The organism is Marinactinospora endophytica, from assembly GCF_054780875.1.
The window spans coordinates 174395-191372 of record NZ_BAAGVM010000009.1 but is presented as its reverse complement, the minus strand read 5'-3'; the positions used below and the strand labels follow the sequence as shown (position 1 = coordinate 191372).

Here is a 16978-nt window from a genome sequence, read left to right as displayed (position 1 = left end):
TCCCCGTGTGGTGGTGGCGTACGCCGCCGCGGGTGTGGCCGCGGCGGCGGGGATGGGTCGGATCAGGGACGGACGGAGTCCAGCGCCTCGCGCAACCGGGCCAGGCCGGCGGCGCGGTCGCGCAGGTGCAGTCGGACGGCGGGCCGACCGCGGTCGCCCAGCGCGCCGAAGTCGCCGAGCGCCTGGGCGAGCTGGAGCCGGCCGAAGCTGTAGGGGCGGCCGGGCACCTCCAGGTCGTCGGTGACCTCACCGGTGATCTGGAGGAACACTCCGTTGTGGGGTCCACCCTTGTGGTACTGCCCGGTGGAGTGCAGGAAACGCGGTCCCCAGCCGAAAGTGACCGGGCGCGGGGTCAGCGCGGCCAGCGCCGGCCGCACCTCGGCGGCCTCGCCCTCGCCCGCCGGGTCGCGGTCCAGGTAGGCCATCACGGCGAGGTAGCCGTCCTCGGGGACCGCGCGCACGAGCCGCTGCACTACCTCGGTGAGGTCGCCGGCGCCGTCGTACAGGCCGCTGTCGGCGGAGTACACCTCGACCGGGCCGTCCACGAGCAGCGGGGTGCCCGAGGGCAGCGGGCCGTCCCCCGACGCCTCCAACAGCGCCTTGGTGTTGTCCTTGGACTCCTGCACGTTGGGCTGGTTGAACGGGTCGATGCCCAGGAGCCGCCCGGCCACGGCGGTGGCGTACTCCCAGGCGAGGAACTGCGCCCCCAGGGGGCCGCTGACCACGGTGTCGGCGAGGTCGGCGCCGGGATCGCCGTGCTCGGCGAAGGCGACCAGGTGACTGTCGGGGCCGGGAACGAACCCGGGGGCGTCGGGGCCCTCGACGACGACCGGCAGCAGCCCGGTCCCGTCCTTGCCGGTGGACTCGGCGACCAGCTGCTCGATCCAGTCGCCCAGCCCCGCGGGCGTCGACCCGGCCAGCAGCACCTTGTCGTGTCCGGTGAACCCGCCGAGGGCGGCCCCCAGCAGCAGGGCGGGGTTGTCGGTGTCCTTGGCCAGCGAGCCCGCCAGCGCCTCGGCCTCGTCCAGGAGGGCCGTCACGTCCACGCCGGCCAGCGCGCTGGGAACCAGGCCGAAGGCGCTCAGCGCGCTGTAGCGGCCCCCCACCTCGGGATCGGCCAGGAAGGTGGGGTAACCGGCCTCCTCGGCCAGGCGGGCGAGGGGCGAGCCGGGGTCGGTGACCACGACGATGCGCTCGGCCGGGTCGATCCCGGCCGCCCGGAAGGCCGCCTCGTAGGCGCGCCGCTGGCTGTCGGTCTCGACCGTGCCACCGCTCTTGGAGGACACCACCACGACGGTGCGCTCCAGACGGTCCTCGATCGCCCGGCGCACCTGGTGCGGGTCGGTGGTGTCGAGGATGGTCAGTTCAACGCCCCGGGTCGCGGCGATCACCTCGGGGGCGAGCGAGGAACCGCCCATCCCGGCCAGCACGACGCGGTCCAGTCCGGCCGCGCGCTTCTCCGCGGCGACCCGGGACAGCTCCGGAAGCAGGGCGCGGGAGGAGCGGGGCAGGTCGAGCCAGCCCAGCCGGACGGCGGCCTCGGCGGCGGCGTCGGGCCCCCACAATGACGGGTCCTTTGCCGCGAGTTTCGCCGGAATCCCGTCGGCGACGAGACGCTCCCGGGCCGAGGCGGCGCTGTCACGGACAGCGCCCTCCAACGTCACGACAAGGTCTGCGGCCTTTACCTGGTCAGTGCTCAAAGCGACTGGTCCTTCCACGGTTCGCGCGAGATCCGACATCCGGGCGCCCGTCGCGGGCACCCGGGATCATCTTCTACCCGACCCGCCCCGGCCGAGCCCGCCTTTCCCGATCGGACCGCGAACGGATCAGCGAGACGCCCGTTCCCGGGGGTGGGCCCGGGAACGGGCGGGCTCCTAGGAGTTGGCCTTGAGCTGCTGGGAGACCCCGTCGAGCAGTCCCTCCCAGGACTTCTCGAACTTGGAGACGCCCTCGCGTTCCAGCACCGCGACCACGTCGTCGTAGTCGACCCCGACCTCGGCGAGCGCGGCGAGGTCGGCGCGGGCCTGCTCGTAGGTGCCGCGCACGGTGTCGCCGGAGATCTCACCGTGGTCGGCGGTGGCCTCCAGGGTCGCCTCGGGCATCGTGTTCACGGTGCCGGGAGCGACCAGCTCGGTGACGTAGAGCGTGTCGGGGTAGGCGGGGTCCTTCACACCGGTGGAGGCCCACAGCGGACGCTGCGGGCGGGCACCGGCGGACTCCAGGGCCTTCCACCGCTCGGAGGAGAACACCTCCTCGTAGGCGGCGTAGGCCAGGCGGGCGTTGGCGATCGCGGCACGCCCGCGCAGCCCGCGCGCCTGCTCGCTGCCGATGGCCTCCAGCCGCTTGTCGATCTCGGTGTCCACCCGACTGACGAAGAAGGATGCCACGGAGTGGATCGTGTGGAGGTCGTGGCCGTTCTCGCGGGCCTGTTCCAGACCGGCCAGGAACGCCTCCATCACACCGCGGTAGCGTTCCAGCGAGAAGATCAGCGTGACGTTGACGCTGATGCCCTCGGACAGGGCCTGGGTGATGGCGGGCAGCCCCGCCTCGGTCGCCGGGATCTTGATCATCAGGTTGGGCCGGTCGACCATCCACCACAGCGCGCGCGCCTCGGCGACCGTGCGCTCGGCGGCCTCCAGCGCCAGGCGCGGGTCGACCTCCAGGGAGACCCGGCCGTCCTGGCCGTCGGTGGCGTCGTAGACCGGGCGCAGCACGTCGGCGGCCCAGCGGATGTCGTAGGTGGTGATGGCGCGCACGGCCTCCTCCACCGACACCCCGCGCACCGCCAGGTCGTGCAGCTGCGCGTCGTAGGCGTCACCCTCCTTGAGGGCCTTCTCGAAGATCGTGGGGTTCGACGTGACGCCGACGACGCTCTTGTCGCGGATCAGCTCGGACAGGTTGCCGCTGCGCAGGCGTTCCCGGCTGATGTCGTCGAGCCAGACGGCGACGCCTTGGTCGGACAGGTTCTTCAGTGGGTTCGTCATGGTCTTTCGTCTTCCCCTCGTCGTTGCGGCACCGACGGCAGGAGGGTCCTTCCCGAACCGGTGAAGGACCCTCCCCGCGGACGTCAGTTGCCGGTCGTCGTCCCGCTCTCGCCGCCGAGGCGGGCGATGCTCGCGTGGACCGCGGCGACCACCCGCTCCGCGGTGATGCCGAACTGCTCGTAGAGCGTCTGGTAGGGAGCCGAGGCACCGAAGTGCTCCAGGCTCACGGACTCGCCGGCGTCACCGATGAACTCGCGCCAGCCCAGCGCCACACCGGCCTCGACCGAGACACGGGCGCGCACCGAGGGCGGCAGCACGCTCTGGCGGTAGGCCGGCTCCTGCTCGTTGAACCACTCGACACTGGGCATGGAGACCACGCGGGTGGGAGTGCCCTCGGCCTCCAGGCGCTCCCGGGCCTCCAGCGCGATCGCGACCTCGCTGCCCGTGGCGATGATGAGCGCCTGCGGCCTGCCGTCGGAGGCCTCGGCGAGCACGTAGCCGCCCTTGGCGGTGCCCTCGGCGGAGCCCAGCTCCCTGCGGTCCAGCGTGGGAACGTTCTGCCGGGTCAGGGCGAGCGCGGCGGGACGGTCGTTGTGCTCCAGGATGGTCCGCCAGGCGACCGCGGTCTCGTTGGCGTCGGCCGGGCGGACCACGTCCAGGCCCGGGATCGCGCGCAGCGACCACAGGTGCTCGACCGGCTGGTGGGTGGGGCCGTCCTCGCCCAGGCCGATCGAGTCGTGCGTCCAGACGTAGGTGACCGGCAGCTTCATCAGCGCGGCCAGGCGCACGGCCGGGCGCATGTAGTCGCTGAAGACCAGGAAGGTGCCGCCGTAGGGCCGGGTCGGGCCGTGCAGCGCGATGCCGTTGAGGATGGAGCCCATGCCGTGCTCACGGATGCCGAAGTGCAGCACCCGGCCGAACCGGTTGCCCGAGAACGCCGTGGTGGAGTACTCCTCCGGGATGAACGACGGCTCGCCCTTGGGCGTGGTGTTGTTGGAACCGGCCAGGTCGGCGGAGCCGCCCCACAGTTCCGGCAGCACCGGGGCGATCGCGCTCAGCACCTCGCCGGAGGCCTTGCGGGTGGCCATGCCCTTCGCGCTGGCCTCGAAGGTCGGCAGCGCGTCGGTCCAGTCCTGGGGGAGCTTGCCGGAGGACAGGCGGTCGAACAGGTCGCCGCGCTCGCCGGCGCCGTTGCGCCAGGCGGCGAGGAAGCCCTCCCACTCGGCGCGGGCCTCACGGCCGCGCTCGACGGCCTTGCGGGTGTGCTCCAGCAGCTCCTCGGGAACGTCGAAGGTCGCGTCCGGGTTGAGGCCGAGGATCTGCTTGGTGGCCGCGACCTCCTCGGCGCCCAGCGCCGAGCCGTGGGAGGCCCCGGTGTTCTGCTTGTTGGGGGCCGGCCAGCCGATGATCGTGCGCAGCTTGATCAGGGAGGGGCGCTCGGTCTCGGCCTGGGCCGCGAGCACCGCCTGGTGGAGGGCGGCGACGTCCTCGTGGTAGGAGCCGCCGGCGGTCCAGTCGATCTCCTGGACGTGCCAGCCGTAGGCGGCGTAGCGGGCGGCGACATCCTCGGAGAAGGCGATCTGGGTGTCGTCCTCGATCGAGATGTGGTTGTCGTCGTAGATGAGGATCAGGTTGCCGAGCTTCTGGGTGCCGGCCAGCGCGCTGACCTCGTGCGAGACGCCCTCCTGGACGTCGCCGTCGGAGCAGATGGCGTACACGAAGTGGTCGAAGGGGCTCTCGCCGGGAGCGGACTCGGGGTCGAACAGGCCGCGCTCGCGGCGGGCCGCCATCGCCATGCCCACCGCGTTGCCGATGCCCTGGCCGAGCGGTCCGGTGGTGGTCTCCACGCCGGCGGTGTGCCCGTGCTCGGGGTGGCCCGGGGTGAGGCTGTCCCACTGGCGCAGCCGCTTGAGGTCGTCCAGGCTCAGGCCATAACCGGCCAGGTAGAGCTGGATGTAGAGGGTGAGGCTGGAGTGGCCGGCGGAGAGGACGAAGCGGTCGCGGCCGATCCAGGTGGGTTCGCTCGGGTCGTGGCGCATGACCTTCTGGAAGAGGAGGTAGGCCACGGGCGCCAGGCTCATCGCGGTACCGGGGTGGCCAGAGCCCGCCTCCTCGACCGCGTCCATCGCCAGGGCGCGGACCACGTCGACGGCGCGCTGGTCCAGCTCTGACCAATCAAGGGTCTTTGAGGTGTCGGTGTTCACGCGGGCTCAGGGCTCCTTTCGCGCATCCAGGTCGAACGGGCGTCTTACGCCCGGGAACTGTGAATATGGGATGGTCAACAGACGTATCCTCGCCGCGACGGTGCGGAGACGGTGGGACCGGGTCCGCGGATGCGGCTCCCGACCACGACCGTGCGCGGGGCCACGGCGGGAACGATCGCTGTCTCGAGCCTATCGCCCGAACCGATCGGTAACGATGTTCAACACGTCTCACCCTTGCCCACTGGAGCGAGGTTTATCCCCCTTGCCTCCTTGACCTGGCGGGCGTGGCGCGCTATGGCCTGACCACCGCTTATGGCAGCCTGCGAGGAACGCCGCGGTGACGGGACGGGTACGGAGGGAGGTCGCCTCCGCCGCGGGAGCGCGCAACCACAGTTCAGAGCCGGTTCCGCAGACACGCCCCCGGTCGGGCGGGCGCCCCGGCAAGTACTACAGTATGTCGTTGACCGGGTTTCGCGGCTTTTCCGGCGCGTGAGCGTGCCGAGCCCGCGGCCCCCCCGTGGCGAGCAGTAGAGATTCCCGATTCCTTTGAGGTTCAGCGTGTCTGTGTCCGTAGAGCGGATGTCCCCCGCCGCGCGTTTCGCGCCGCGTGACGGGTGGGGCGAACGACAGGTGGGCGCGGCGCGTCCGGAGCAGGGCGTGGCGGTCCGTGGCGAGAAGACGCGACGGCGCTGATGACCTTGCTGAACCGTTCCCCGCACCCTGCCGGCGTCGAGGACGCGGACGCGCGCGACAGCGCGGCCCGCTCCCGTTCCTTCGGCGCCTACGTGCGCGCCTACGTCGCGCTCTCCAAGCCCCGGGTGATCGAGCTGCTGCTGATCACCACGATCCCGGTGATGTTCGTCGCGGCGGGTGGGGTCCCCCCGCTGTGGACCGCCGTCGCCACGCTGCTCTTCGGCACGATGTCGGCGGCCAGCGCCAACGCGATCAACTGCTACATCGACCGTGACATCGACCAGGAGATGCGTCGCACCCGGCGCCGTCCGGTCGCCATGCACCAGGTCACACCGCGCGGCACGATGATCTACGGCCTGACCCTCGCCGTGGTCTCCACGGTCGGTTTCGCGGTGTTCGTGAACTGGCTGTCGGCCGCGCTGTCGCTGACCGCGATCCTCTTCTACATCTTCGTCTACACCATGCTGCTGAAGCGGCGTACCGCGCAGAACGTCGTGTGGGGCGGGATCGCCGGCTGCATGCCGGTGCTCATCGGCTGGGCCGCGGTCACCGGGGGCCTGGACTGGGCGCCGTTCGTCCTCTTCCTCGTCGTCTTCTTCTGGACCCCGCCGCACACCTGGACCCTGGCGATGCGCTACCGCGAGGACTACGCGGCCGCCAACGTCCCGATGCTCCCGGTCGTGGCCAGCGACCGTCGGGTCCTGCTCGAATGCGTCCTCTACAGCTGGGCGACGGTGATCGTCTCGGTGCTGTTCTGGCCGGTCGCCGGGACCACCCTGTTCTACGCCGTCTGCGCGATCGTGCTCGGCGCGATCCTGCTGTTCCAGGCGCACCGGTTGTTCAACCGGGTGCGGGCCGGTGTCACCGGCGCGCAGCTGAAGACGATGGGCTTCTTCCACCTGTCCAACGCCTACCTGGCGCTGCTGTTCTGCGCGGTCACGATCGACCCGCTGATCGCGGGCCTGCTGGCCTGACCCGCCCTTTCCGCGGCCGCCGGCCCCCCGCCCCCGAGTCAGGGGCGGGGGGCCGTTGCCATGTCACGACGTCCGGGGCCGGCCACCCCGCGCCGCCGCCGAGGGACGGCGCGGGGGAACGACACGTTACGCTCTGGGGCTATGCCCGTTCTCGACACGAAGGCCATCCTGGAGGGACGCCGGCCCGGACGTCACTCCGTGGGGCTGATCGTCGGCATCACGGTCAGCGTGATCTGCATGGCCCTGATGCTCGGCTACCTGCTGCTCGGCGGCCTGGTCGGCGGTGGCGCCGCCGGCGCGCTCGGCTTCGTCGTCAGCCTGGTCGCCGCGATCATCCCCGTGACGGTCCTGATCCCGCTGATCCTGCTGCTGGACCGACTGGAGCCCGAGCCGGCCACGATGCTGCTGTTCGCCTTCCTGTGGGGCGCGGGCGTGGCGGTGCTGGTGTCCCTCGTCCTCAACACGCTGGGAATGGAGCTGTACGCCGTCCCCGTGTTCGGGGAGGACCTCGGCTCCTACCTCAGCGCCGCTGTGGGGGCGCCGCTGGTCGAGGAGACCGCCAAGGGCGTGGTGCTGCTCATCCTGCTGTGGCGACGCCGCCACGAGATCGACTCCTACACCGACGGCGTCATCTACGCGGGGATGGTGGCGACCGGCTTCGCCTTCACCGAGAACATCTCCTACTTCCTGACCTCGTTCTTCGAGAGCGGGTTCGCCGGATTGGCGTTCACCTTCGTGCTGCGCGGGGTCATCGCGCCGTTCGGTCACCCCATCTACACCGCGATGATCGGACTGGGGGTGGCCTACGCGGCGATCAACCGCGGGCCGGCGCGCTTCCTCGCCCCGGTCGGCGGGTGGATCGCCGCGATGCTGCTGCACGCCCTGTGGAACGGGTCGACGCTGTTCGGCTGGCTCGGGCTGGGCGTCGCCTACCTGGTGCTGTTCTTCGTGCTCGTCATGATCATCGTGGTCGCGGTCCAGGACCGGCGCCGCCAGGTCGCGGCGATCGCCCGTCACCTGCCGCCCTACATCCCCACCGGCCTGGTCACGCCGGCCGACATCCAGATGCTCAGCTCCATGGCGGGCCGGAGAGGGGCGCGGGCCTGGGCGCAGCGTACGGCGGGGCAGGCCGGCCGTAACGCGATGCGCGACTACCAGCTGGCGGCGACCGAGCTGGCGCTGCTGCACCAGCGGATGGAGCGCGGAGTGGTGCGCCCGCAGTGGTGGCACCGCAGGGACTCCTTCCTCGCGCTCATGCACGTGGCGCGCGAGGCCTTCATCGGGCGCGCGGCCGTCCCGGCCGCGCCGGTGTGGGCGGAACGGCCCACCGACTCCGGCTTCCTGCGGCGCTCCGACTTCGCCCACGTCATCGAGCGGGCGAGGAGCCAGCGCGAGGCGCCCCGGCCCGGGGCGCACCCCAGTGCGCCGCCGGGCCCGCAGCCGCCTAGTGGTCCGCGGCCGGCCCAGTGGCCGCCGCAGCCGCCTCGCCAGACTCCCCCCGGGGAGCGGGGCTGGTGACGGCGGCCCGTTCGGCGGTCCCGAAGTACACCCGAAGGATCGCGACCCACACCAGGGTCGAACCGAGTACGTGCAGGACGACCAGCAGCTCGGGCAGCCCGAGGAAGTACTGGGCATAGCCCACACCGCCCTGCGCGGCGATCACCGCCAGCAGCAGCCAGATCTGGGTGCGCAGCCGCCGCGGCGCACCCAGGCGCAGCGCCAGCACGATCAGGGCGACGGCGCCGGCCACCGTGGCCCAGGCCAGCAGCGAGTGCACGCGGGTGACCAGCACCATGTCGAAGTCCCACCTCGGGGCCGAGGCGTCCCCGCCGTGCGGACCGGTACCGGTGACCACGGTTCCGGCCACGAGCAGCGCGAAACCGAGCGGGACGAGCGCGGTGGCCAGGTGTCGGATCGAGGGGGCGACGGTGAGCCGGAGCTCGCCCTCGGGCTCACGGCAGCGGACGTAGTAGGCGACGGTGAAGATCACCACCACCGTGGAGAGCAGGAAGTGCGCGGCGACCGAGGCGGGGTGCAGGTCGCTCCACACGGTGATGCCGCCGACCACGGCCTGGCCGAGCACGCCGATCGGGATGATGGTGGCCAACGTCAGCAGGTCGCGGCGGCGTGGACGCATCCGCAGCGTCGCGACGAACACGATGACCCCGACCGCGAGGACCAGGAACGTCAGCGTCCGGTTGCCGAACTCGATGGCGGCGTTGAAGGCGGAGTGGTGGGTGCCCACGGGGACGAAGCTCTCCTTGGTGCACTTGGGCCACTCCGAACAGCCCAGCCCCGAGGAGGTCACCCGCACCGTCGCGCCGGTCACGGCGATGCCGGCGTTGACGACGATGTTGCCCAGCGCCCACCAGCGCAGTGAGGCGACGGTGGGGTGCCAGATGGTGCGCGAGAGCACCACCAGCGCCAGCACCCCGGCGACGGCGAAGACGATCTGCCACGTCCACAGCGGCAGGTTCAATATCAAGATCTCGTCCGCCGCGAGTACGGCCGGAGCTGGGGAACCACTCATACGACAAACTGTAGTAGACGGTTGCGCTCCCCCGGATCCGCCTCACCGCTCCCCAGGGTCGGGGGCGGGGGGAGGACCCGCCTCCCGCGCCGCCCGGGTCCGCTCGGTGCGGGTGGCCCCCAGGCTGGCGGCGACGACGCAGGCCACGGCGGCCCATTGGCCGATCGTCAGGATCTCCCCGAGCAGGAGCAGGCCGATCAGCGCCGCGGCGGCGGGCTCCAGGCTCATCAGGATGCTGAACACCCGTGGTGGCATGCGCCGCAGCGCGTGCATCTCCAGGGTGTAGGGGATCACCGACGACAGCAGTCCCACGAGCAGGCCGATCACCACCAGCCGTGGGTCCAGCAACGCGGCGCCCCCTTCGGCGATGCCGGCGGGGGCCACGAGCACCGCTCCGGCCACGCTGGCGATCGCCAGCCCCGAGGTCCCGGGGAAGCGCCGCCCGGTCGCCGCGCCCAGCAGGATGTAGCCCGCCCAGGCGGCCCCGGCGAGCAGCGCGAACGCCACACCCGCCAGCGTCACGTGGCCGTCGCCGTACCCCAGCAGGACGACGCCCAGCGCGGCCAGCCCCACCCACAGCAGGTCGACGCGGCGCCGGGAACCGGCGACGGCCACCGCCAGCGGTCCCAGGAACTCGATGGTCACGGCGATGCCGAGGGGGATGCGCGCGATGGCCTGGTACAGCGAGAAGTTCATGGTCGCCAGGCACACGCCGAAGCCGATCGCGACGAGCCAGTCGGCGCGGGTGTGTCCGCGCAGCCGCGGGCGTACCAGCGCCATGAGGACCACCGCCGAGGTGAGCAGCCGCAGCCACACCACGGCGCTGGGCGGCAGCACCGTGAACAGGTTCTTGGCGATCCCGGCGCCGGCCTGGATCGACAGGATCCCCGCGACCACGTACCAGGACGGCGGAATGGAGGCGCCGGCGTTGCGGAGCATGGCCGCGCCGCGCAGGGCGGGCAGACGGGACGGGAGAGGCGAACCATCGGCGGCGTTGGCGGTCACAACCCACCATCCTATGAATCGAGTGGGGGAGACCACGTGGCGGGGCGGGCGCAAACGCGCTGAACACCGCTGATGACCCCGTACCGTTACCGAGGGCTCATGAACGGAGGACCGCCCGCGGGCGGCGACGAGGACGCGGGCGAGGCCCGCTGCGGGGGAACGACGGATGACCACGGCACCGGCCGGAAGAACGCGGGAACAGGGCCGGGCGGGCCTGGGCCTGCCCACCGCCACCGCCCTGGTGATGGGCAACGTCATCGGCATCGGGATCTTCCTGCTCCCCGCGACCCTGGCCGGCTACGGCACGATCAGCCTCCTCGCCCTGGTCCTGGTGTCGGCGGGCGCGCTGGCCCTCGCAGCGGTGTTCGGCCGGCTGGCGGCGCGCACCCCGGGCTCGGGCGGCCCCTACGCCTACGCGCACGCCGCCTTCGGCGACTTCACCGGTTTCTGGATCGCCTGGTCGTTTTGGATCACGACATGGGCGGGGATGGCCGGCATCGCCGTGGCCTGGGTGGGCTATGCCAACCACTTCCTGGGCTGGGACTCGCCCCTGGGCTCCTCGCTGCTGGCGCTGGTCTGCGTGTGGGTACCGGCCCTGGTGAACCTGGCGGGGGTGCGGGCCATGGGGGTCATCCAGGTCGTCACCACGGTGCTGAAGTTCCTCCCGTTGCTGTCGGTCGCCCTGATCGGGCTGTTCTTCATCGATCCGGCGAACTTCGGCCCGTTCAACGCGACGGGCGGGTCCTGGCTGACGGCGGTGTCGTTGGCCGGCGCGGTGCTGCTGTTCGTCTACTCCGGGGTGGAGAGCGCCTCGATCGCGGCCGGCCGGGTACGCGACCCGCGGCGCAACGTCGGACGCGCCACGGTCATCGGCACGCTGGCCTGCGCCCTCGTCTACCTGCTGAGCACGGTCTCGGTCATGGGAAACGTGCCCCACGAGCGGTTGAGGGAGTCGCAGGCCCCGTTCGCGCTGGCCGCCGACGCCGTCTTCGGCGGCCAGGACTGGGGCAGCGCCGTCGCGGCCATGGCGGTGCTCTCGGGGATCGGCGCCATGAACGGGTGGATGATGGTCGTCGCGGAGATGCCGATGGCCGCCGCGCGCGACGGGCTGTTCCCGCGCGTCTTCGCCCGGACCAACGCCCGCGAGGTGCCCTGGTTCGGCGTGGTCGCCGGCGCCGTCATGGCCTCCCTGGTCATCGTGCTGAACTTCTACGGAGCGGCCGACGCCTTCGAGTCGATCGTGCTGCTGGCCACCTTCACCTCCGTCATCCCCTACTTCTTCTCCGCCTGCGCCCAGTTGTACTGGCTGGTGGGCGGGGACGGGGGACGCCCGGTGGCGGGCGGGCGGTTGGCGGTGGACCTGACCATGGTCGTGCTGGCGATGCTGTTCTCCCTGTGGATGGTCGTGGGGGCCGGGGCGCAGGCGGCGTTGCAGGGCATGCTGATCATGCTGCTCGGTGTCCCGGTCTACGTCGGGGAACGGGCACGTGCCAGGCGCGCCGCCGCCCGCGCGGAACACGCCGAGGCCACCGGCGCGGTCAAACCGTCGTAAACCCTTCGGTCGCTCTCGACAACCGGGCGAGCCCCGTCCTTCCCGGCGGGAAGGAGACGCCAGGATCGCACACAGTCCGCGAGGGCCGGGGAATCCGGTGGACCGAGGTGGTCCGCTCCGCGCGGTGAGCGAGAGAGCGGGGCGATGCGGGTGGGAAGCGCCGGATCGGGGAGGCGCCCGTGAGCACCGCGCGGGCGGCGGACGAGGGAAGCCAGGGCAGGGCGGACGGGCCGCGTCTGGGGCTGCCGGTGGCCACCGCCCTGGTCGTCGGTAACATCGTCGGCACCGGCATCTTCCTCCTGCCCGCGACCCTCGCCGGCTACGGCACGGTCAGCATCCTGGCGTTCGCGGTGGTCACGGTGGGCGCCCTGGCGCTGGCCACGGTGTTCGGCCGGTTGGGGGCGCGCGTTCCCGCCTCGGGCGGCCCCTACGCCTACGCGCGCGACGCCTTCGGTGACTTCGCCGGTTTCTGGAACGCCTGGTCGTTTTGGATCACGGCCTGGGCGGGCAACGCCGGTATCGCCGTGGCCTGGGTGGGTTACGTCAACTACTTCCTGGACTGGGACTCCACGCTCGGCCGCACCGCGGTCGCCCTGGTGGGCATCTGGCTGCCGGCCGTCGTCAACCTCACCGGCGTGCGCAACATGGGGGCCTTCCAGCTGGTGACGACGGTGCTGAAGTTCGTCCCGCTGCTGTTCGTGGCGCTCGTGGGACTGCTGTTCATCGACCCGGCCAACTTCGGTCCGTTCAACGCCACCGGCGGATCCCTGCTCACCGCCGTCTCGTTGTCCGGCGCGGTCCTGCTCTTCGCCTACTCCGGGGTGGAGAGCGCGTCGGTCGCCGCGGAGAAGGTACGAGACCCCGAGCGCAACATCGGGCGGGCCAGCGTCATCGGGACCCTGGCGTGCGCCGTGGTCTACCTGCTGGGCACGGTCGCGGTGATGGGCAACGTGCCCTACGCCCGGCTGGTCGTCTCCGAGGCGCCCTTCGCCGAGGCGATCAACAACATGTTCGGCGGGCAGGTGTGGGGCGGGGTACTGGCCGTCATGGCCATCATCTCGGGTCTGGGCGCGCTCAACGGCTGGACGATGCTCGTCGCCGAGATGCCGATGGCCGCCGCGCGTGACGGCCTGTTCCCACAGGCCTTCTCCCGCACCCGCGGCGGCGTGCCCTACGTGGGCATCCTGGCCGGGGCGGTCCTGACCACCATCGTGGTGGTCACCAACTACTACGGGGCGGCCGACGCCTTCGAGTCGATCCTGTTGCTGGCCACCTTCACCACGGTCATCCCCTACTTCTTCTCCGCCTGTGCCCAGATCTTCTGGCTGGTGACGCACCGACGCCGGATCCGGATGGGACACCTCGCGCGCGACATGGCGCTGGCGATCGTGGCGATGGCCTTTTCGTTCTGGATGGTGTTCGGTGCCGGTTCCGAGGCGGTTTTCCAGGGAATGCTCATTTTGCTCGTCGGAGTGCCGGTCTACATCTGGGCGCGCTCCAGCGGCGGTGACGGCGGCCCGCGTACCCGGCAGACGGCCGCGGCAGGTGGTCGACGGTGAGTTCGCCCGCGCTCCGGTGGCCCGCCGCCCGGGCGAGGCGAACGCGAGAGAACGAGGAAGCATGGCCTTTTCAGTGAAGTCCGAGGTCGGGCGGTTGCGGCAGGTGATCCTGCACCGGCCGGACCTGGAGTTGAAGCGGCTCACCCCGAGCAACCGGGACGCGCTGCTGTTCGACGACGTGCTGTGGGCGAAGCGGGCACGCGAGGAGCACGATGCGTTCGCCGACTACCTGCGCGACCGGGGTGTCGTGGTCCACCTGTTCCACCAGCTGCTCCACGACGTCTTGGAGATGCCCGAGGCCAAGGCCTACATCCTCGACCACAGCCTGGACGAGCGCTTCCAGGGGCCGCTGGCCATCGACGGCATCCGCAGCGCGTTCGAGGCGATGGACACCGAGACGCTGCGCCGGTTCCTCATCGGCGGCATCACCAAGCGCGAGCTGCTGGAGCGGATGGAGGAACCGAAGTCGGTCTGGTTCCACACCTTGGACGCCGACGACTTCGTCCTGACGCCGCTGCCCAACCACATCTTCACCCGTGACACCTCGTGCTGGATCTACGGGGGCGTCTCCGTCAACGCGATGCGCAAGAAGGCCCGCATGCGCGAGACGGTCCACTACGAGGCGGTCTACACCTGGCATCCGATGTTCGCCGAGGCCGACTTCGAGGTGTGGGCGCCGGGGAGCAAGTGGGCGCCGGCCACGATCGAGGGCGGGGACGTCATGCCCATCGGCAACGGCGCGGTGCTGGTCGGGTTGAGTGAACGCACCCAGCCGCAGGCGGTGGAGATGCTGGCCCGTCGGCTCTTCGCCAAGGGGGCGGCCCAGCGGATCCTCGGCATCTGGATGCCGAAGGCCCGCGCGGTCATGCACCTGGACACGGTCATGACCAACGTCGACCACGGCGTCTTCGTCAAGTACGCGGGGCTGGGCATGCTCCCCTCCTACACCATCGAACCGGGCGACAACGAGAAGGAGCTCAAGGTCACCGACCACGCGCCCGAGCAGATGCACCGGGCCATCGCCGACGCCCTGGGGCTGGACGACATCAAGGTGCTCACGCCCACGCAGGACGTCTTCTCCTCCGAACGCGAGCAGTGGGACGACGGCTGCAACGTCTTCGCGGTCGAGCCGGGCGTGGTGATCGCCTACGAGCGCAACGTCACCTCCAACACCTTCCTGCGCAAGAACGGCGTCGAGGTGATCACGGTGCGCGGCAGCGAGCTGGGACGCGGCCGCGGTGGCCCGCACTGCATGACCTGCCCGATCGAGCGGGACGCGTGAGCGTGCGCCACCCTCTTCCGCATTTATATGCACACCTGTGTATGTTCTTGCGTATCGGTGTTCCGGGCGCCGATCGATTTCTCGACCACCATCCTGGCGTCGGCCGCGCCGTGCGGCCGGCGGGGCCAGGAACGACAGAGGGGAAGCGCCGAGATGGCGTTCAATCTGCGTAACCGCAGCTTCGTCAAGGAACTCGACTTCACGCCGGCGGAGTTCGCGTTCCTGCTCCGGCTGTCCGCCGACCTCAAGGCGGCGAAGTACGCGGGCACCGAACAGCCGCGCCTCACGGGCAAGAACATCGCCCTGATCTTCGAGAAGACCTCCACGCGCACCCGCTGCGCGTTCGAGGTCGCCGCCCACGACCAGGGGGCCCACGTCACCTACCTGGACCCGGGCGGATCCCAGATCGGCCACAAGGAGTCGATGAAGGACACCGCCCGTGTCCTGGGACGGATGTACGACGGCATCGAGTACCGCGGCTCCAAGCAGGAGCTCGTCGAGGAACTCGCCCGTTACGCGGGGGTGCCCGTGTGGAACGGGCTGACCGACGAGTGGCACCCCACCCAGATGCTGGCGGACTTCCTCACCATCACCGAGCACACCGACAAACCGCTCGGCCAGGTCACCTTCGCCTACATGGGCGACGCCCGCAACAACCTCGGACACTCGCTGACCGTCGCCGGCGCGATGTTCGGCGTCGACGTGCGCATGGTCGCCCCCAAGGAGCTGTGGCCCGACGAGCAGACCGTGGCGCGGCCGGCCCGGGAGATCGCCGAGCGCACCGGGGCGAAGGTGACCTTCACCGAGGACGTCGCCGAGGGGCTCAAGGGGGCCGACTTCGTCTACACCGACGTGTGGGTGTCCATGGGGGAGCCGGCCGAGACCTGGGAGCGGCGTATCGAGCTGCTCCGGCCCTACCAGGTCAACGCCGCGGCGCTGGCGGCCACGGGCAACCCCGACGTGAAGTTCATGCACTGCCTGCCGGCCTTCCACGACCGTAACACCCGGATCGGCGAAGAGCTGTACCAGAAGACCGGAATGGAGGCCCTGGAGGTGACCGACGAGGTGTTCGAGTCGCCAGCCTCGATCGTCTTCGACCAGGCCGAGAACCGGATGCACACCATCAAGGCCGTCTTGGTCGCGACGTTGGGAGGCTGACGGAGATGCGCGTGGTCGTGGCCCTGGGCGGAAACGCCCTGTTGCGGCGTGGGGAACGCCCCGACGCCGATATCCAGCGCCGCAACGTCGCCGCCGCGGTCCACGCGCTGGCGCCCCTGGCGGCCGAGCACGAACTGGTCGTCACCCACGGCAACGGTCCGCAGGTGGGGGTGCTGGCGTTGCAGAGCGCCGCCGACTCCTCCCTCAGCCAGCCCTACCCCTTCGACGTCCTGGGCGCGCAGACCCAGGGCATGATCGGCTACTGGCTGCTGCAGGCCCTGCAGAACGCGTTGCCCGGCCGCCAGGTGGCGTCCCTGATCAACCAGACGCTGGTGTCGATGGGAGATCCGGCGTTTCAGAACCCCACCAAGTTCGTCGGCCCCGTCTACGACGAGGCCGAGGCCAGGCGCCTGGCCGAGGAGCGGGGGTGGGTGGTCAAACCCGACGGCGCGCACTGGCGCCGGGTGGTGCCCTCGCCGCGGCCGCAGCGGGTGGTGGAGACCCGGCTGATCCGGTTGCTGCTGTCCTCGGGGGCGATCGTCGTCTGCGCCGGGGGCGGCGGGGTGCCGGCCATCCGCAACGAAGAGGGGCTGCTCGCGGGCGTCGAGGCGGTCGTGGACAAGGATCTGACCGCCTCGCTGCTGGCGGAGGCGCTGGAGGCCGACGCGCTGCTGCTGCTCACCGACGTCCCCCGGGTCATGGAGAACTTCGGTACGCCGCACCAGCGTGAGATTTCCAACGCCACGCCGGGTCAGCTCCGGGCGATGGAGTTTCCCGCCGGGTCGATGGGGCCCAAGGTCGAGGCGGTCTGCCGCTTCGCCGAGATCACCGGGGACATGGGGGCGATCGGATCGCTGACCCAGGCCGCCGAGATCCTGGCGGGTACCGCGGGCACGATCGTCACGCCGAGCGGGACCTACCCCGAACTCGGCGCCGCGGGGCCCGGCCGGCCGAGCGGGCTGGGGCCCGAGGCGGGACAGGAGAGCAGGTGAACGGGGGCGGCCGGGAAACGGAGATCACAACGCCACGATTCCGCA

Annotated in this window: 13 protein-coding genes; 8 read left to right on the top strand and 5 right to left on the bottom strand. The window is 71.1% G+C overall.

Annotated features, from left to right (window positions below; translation table 11 throughout):
• Positions 1-62: 62 nt before the first annotated feature.
• The 3 genes from ACYVHU_RS17985 to tkt form a co-directional block, all read right to left on the bottom strand.
• Entirely contained in the window at positions 63-1739 is a 1677-nt protein-coding gene (locus ACYVHU_RS17985; protein WP_498949105.1) for a phosphoglucose isomerase-related protein, read from the bottom strand.
• A 135-nt stretch (positions 1740-1874) separates the two neighbouring features.
• Complete coding sequence (tal, locus tag ACYVHU_RS17980; protein ID WP_078762418.1) at positions 1875-2984, bottom strand: transaldolase; 1110 nt, start codon at positions 2982-2984, stop codon at positions 1875-1877.
• 83 nt (positions 2985-3067) lie between these two features.
• Positions 3068-5110: a transketolase gene (gene tkt / locus ACYVHU_RS17975; protein ID WP_394330063.1), complete on the bottom strand. Its 2043-nt coding sequence runs from the start codon at positions 5108-5110 to the stop codon at positions 3068-3070.
• 636 nt (positions 5111-5746) lie between these two features.
• On the opposite strand from tkt, the gene ACYVHU_RS17970 reads away from it, so the two are divergent.
• From ACYVHU_RS17970 to ACYVHU_RS17960, 3 genes are all read left to right on the top strand, one after another.
• Entirely contained in the window at positions 5747-5881 is a 135-nt protein-coding gene (locus ACYVHU_RS17970; protein WP_498949057.1) for a hypothetical protein, read from the top strand.
• Positions 5881-6855 (top strand): heme o synthase, encoded by a 975-nt coding sequence (locus tag ACYVHU_RS17965; protein WP_078762420.1) that lies wholly within the window; start codon positions 5881-5883, stop codon positions 6853-6855. Before ACYVHU_RS17970 ends, ACYVHU_RS17965 begins: the two co-directional genes overlap by 1 nt.
• 141 nt (positions 6856-6996) lie before the next feature.
• Positions 6997-8373: a PrsW family intramembrane metalloprotease gene (locus ACYVHU_RS17960; RefSeq protein WP_078762421.1), complete on the top strand. Its 1377-nt coding sequence runs from the start codon at positions 6997-6999 to the stop codon at positions 8371-8373.
• Here ACYVHU_RS17960 and ACYVHU_RS17955 read toward each other — a convergent pair.
• Entirely contained in the window at positions 8300-9385 is a 1086-nt protein-coding gene (locus ACYVHU_RS17955) for a COX15/CtaA family protein (RefSeq protein WP_078762422.1), read from the bottom strand. The genes ACYVHU_RS17960 and ACYVHU_RS17955 overlap by 74 nt on opposite strands.
• A gap of 42 nt (positions 9386-9427) precedes the next feature.
• A complete protein-coding gene (locus ACYVHU_RS17950) occupies positions 9428-10324 on the bottom strand; it encodes an EamA family transporter (RefSeq protein ID WP_078762584.1) in 897 nt (298 codons plus the stop codon).
• A 232-nt stretch (positions 10325-10556) separates the two neighbouring features.
• Between ACYVHU_RS17950 and ACYVHU_RS17945 the strand changes: the two genes are divergently transcribed.
• The 5 genes from ACYVHU_RS17945 to arcC all read left to right on the top strand — a co-directional run bounded on the left by ACYVHU_RS17945 (position 10557) and on the right by arcC (position 16933).
• Positions 10557-11942 carry an amino acid permease gene (locus ACYVHU_RS17945; protein WP_078762423.1) on the top strand — a complete coding sequence of 462 codons (1386 nt, stop codon included), beginning with the start codon at positions 10557-10559 and terminating at the stop codon, positions 11940-11942.
• A gap of 179 nt (positions 11943-12121) precedes the next feature.
• On the top strand, positions 12122-13501 hold the full coding sequence (locus ACYVHU_RS17940) for an amino acid permease (RefSeq protein ID WP_498949056.1): 1380 nt from the start codon (positions 12122-12124) through the stop codon (positions 13499-13501).
• 61 nt (positions 13502-13562) lie between these two features.
• Positions 13563-14783 carry an arginine deiminase gene (locus ACYVHU_RS17935; protein WP_498949055.1) on the top strand — a complete coding sequence of 407 codons (1221 nt, stop codon included), beginning with the start codon at positions 13563-13565 and terminating at the stop codon, positions 14781-14783.
• Positions 14784-14936: 153 nt separating this feature from the next.
• The gene (gene argF / locus ACYVHU_RS17930; protein ID WP_078762425.1) at positions 14937-15941 is read left to right on the top strand and encodes an ornithine carbamoyltransferase; all 1005 of its coding nucleotides are present in this window, start codon (positions 14937-14939) and stop codon (positions 15939-15941) included.
• A gap of 5 nt (positions 15942-15946) precedes the next feature.
• Complete coding sequence (gene arcC / locus ACYVHU_RS17925) at positions 15947-16933, top strand: carbamate kinase (RefSeq protein WP_078762426.1); 987 nt, start codon at positions 15947-15949, stop codon at positions 16931-16933.
• Positions 16934-16978 lie beyond the last annotated feature (45 nt).

Excerpts from the sequence above, each read along its gene's own strand:
- ACYVHU_RS17985 (WP_498949105.1), bottom strand. The coding sequence starts at position 1,739 with ATGTCGGATCTCGCGCGAACCGTGGAAGGACCAGTCGCTTTGAGCACT.
- tal (WP_078762418.1), bottom strand. The coding sequence starts at position 2,984 with ATGACGAACCCACTGAAGAACCTGTCCGACCAAGGCGTCGCCGTCTGG.
- tkt (WP_394330063.1), bottom strand. The coding sequence starts at position 5,110 with ATGGACGCGGTCGAGGAGGCGGGCTCTGGCCACCCCGGTACCGCGATG.
- ACYVHU_RS17965 (WP_078762420.1), top strand. The coding sequence starts at position 5,881 with ATGACCTTGCTGAACCGTTCCCCGCACCCTGCCGGCGTCGAGGACGCG.
- ACYVHU_RS17960 (WP_078762421.1), top strand. The coding sequence starts at position 6,997 with ATGCCCGTTCTCGACACGAAGGCCATCCTGGAGGGACGCCGGCCCGGA.
- ACYVHU_RS17955 (WP_078762422.1), bottom strand. The coding sequence starts at position 9,385 with ATGAGTGGTTCCCCAGCTCCGGCCGTACTCGCGGCGGACGAGATCTTG.
- ACYVHU_RS17950 (WP_078762584.1), bottom strand. The coding sequence starts at position 10,324 with ATGCTCCGCAACGCCGGCGCCTCCATTCCGCCGTCCTGGTACGTGGTC.
- ACYVHU_RS17945 (WP_078762423.1), top strand. The coding sequence starts at position 10,557 with ATGACCACGGCACCGGCCGGAAGAACGCGGGAACAGGGCCGGGCGGGC.
- ACYVHU_RS17935 (WP_498949055.1), top strand. The coding sequence starts at position 13,563 with ATGGCCTTTTCAGTGAAGTCCGAGGTCGGGCGGTTGCGGCAGGTGATC.
- argF (WP_078762425.1), top strand. The coding sequence starts at position 14,937 with ATGGCGTTCAATCTGCGTAACCGCAGCTTCGTCAAGGAACTCGACTTC.
- arcC (WP_078762426.1), top strand. The coding sequence starts at position 15,947 with ATGCGCGTGGTCGTGGCCCTGGGCGGAAACGCCCTGTTGCGGCGTGGG.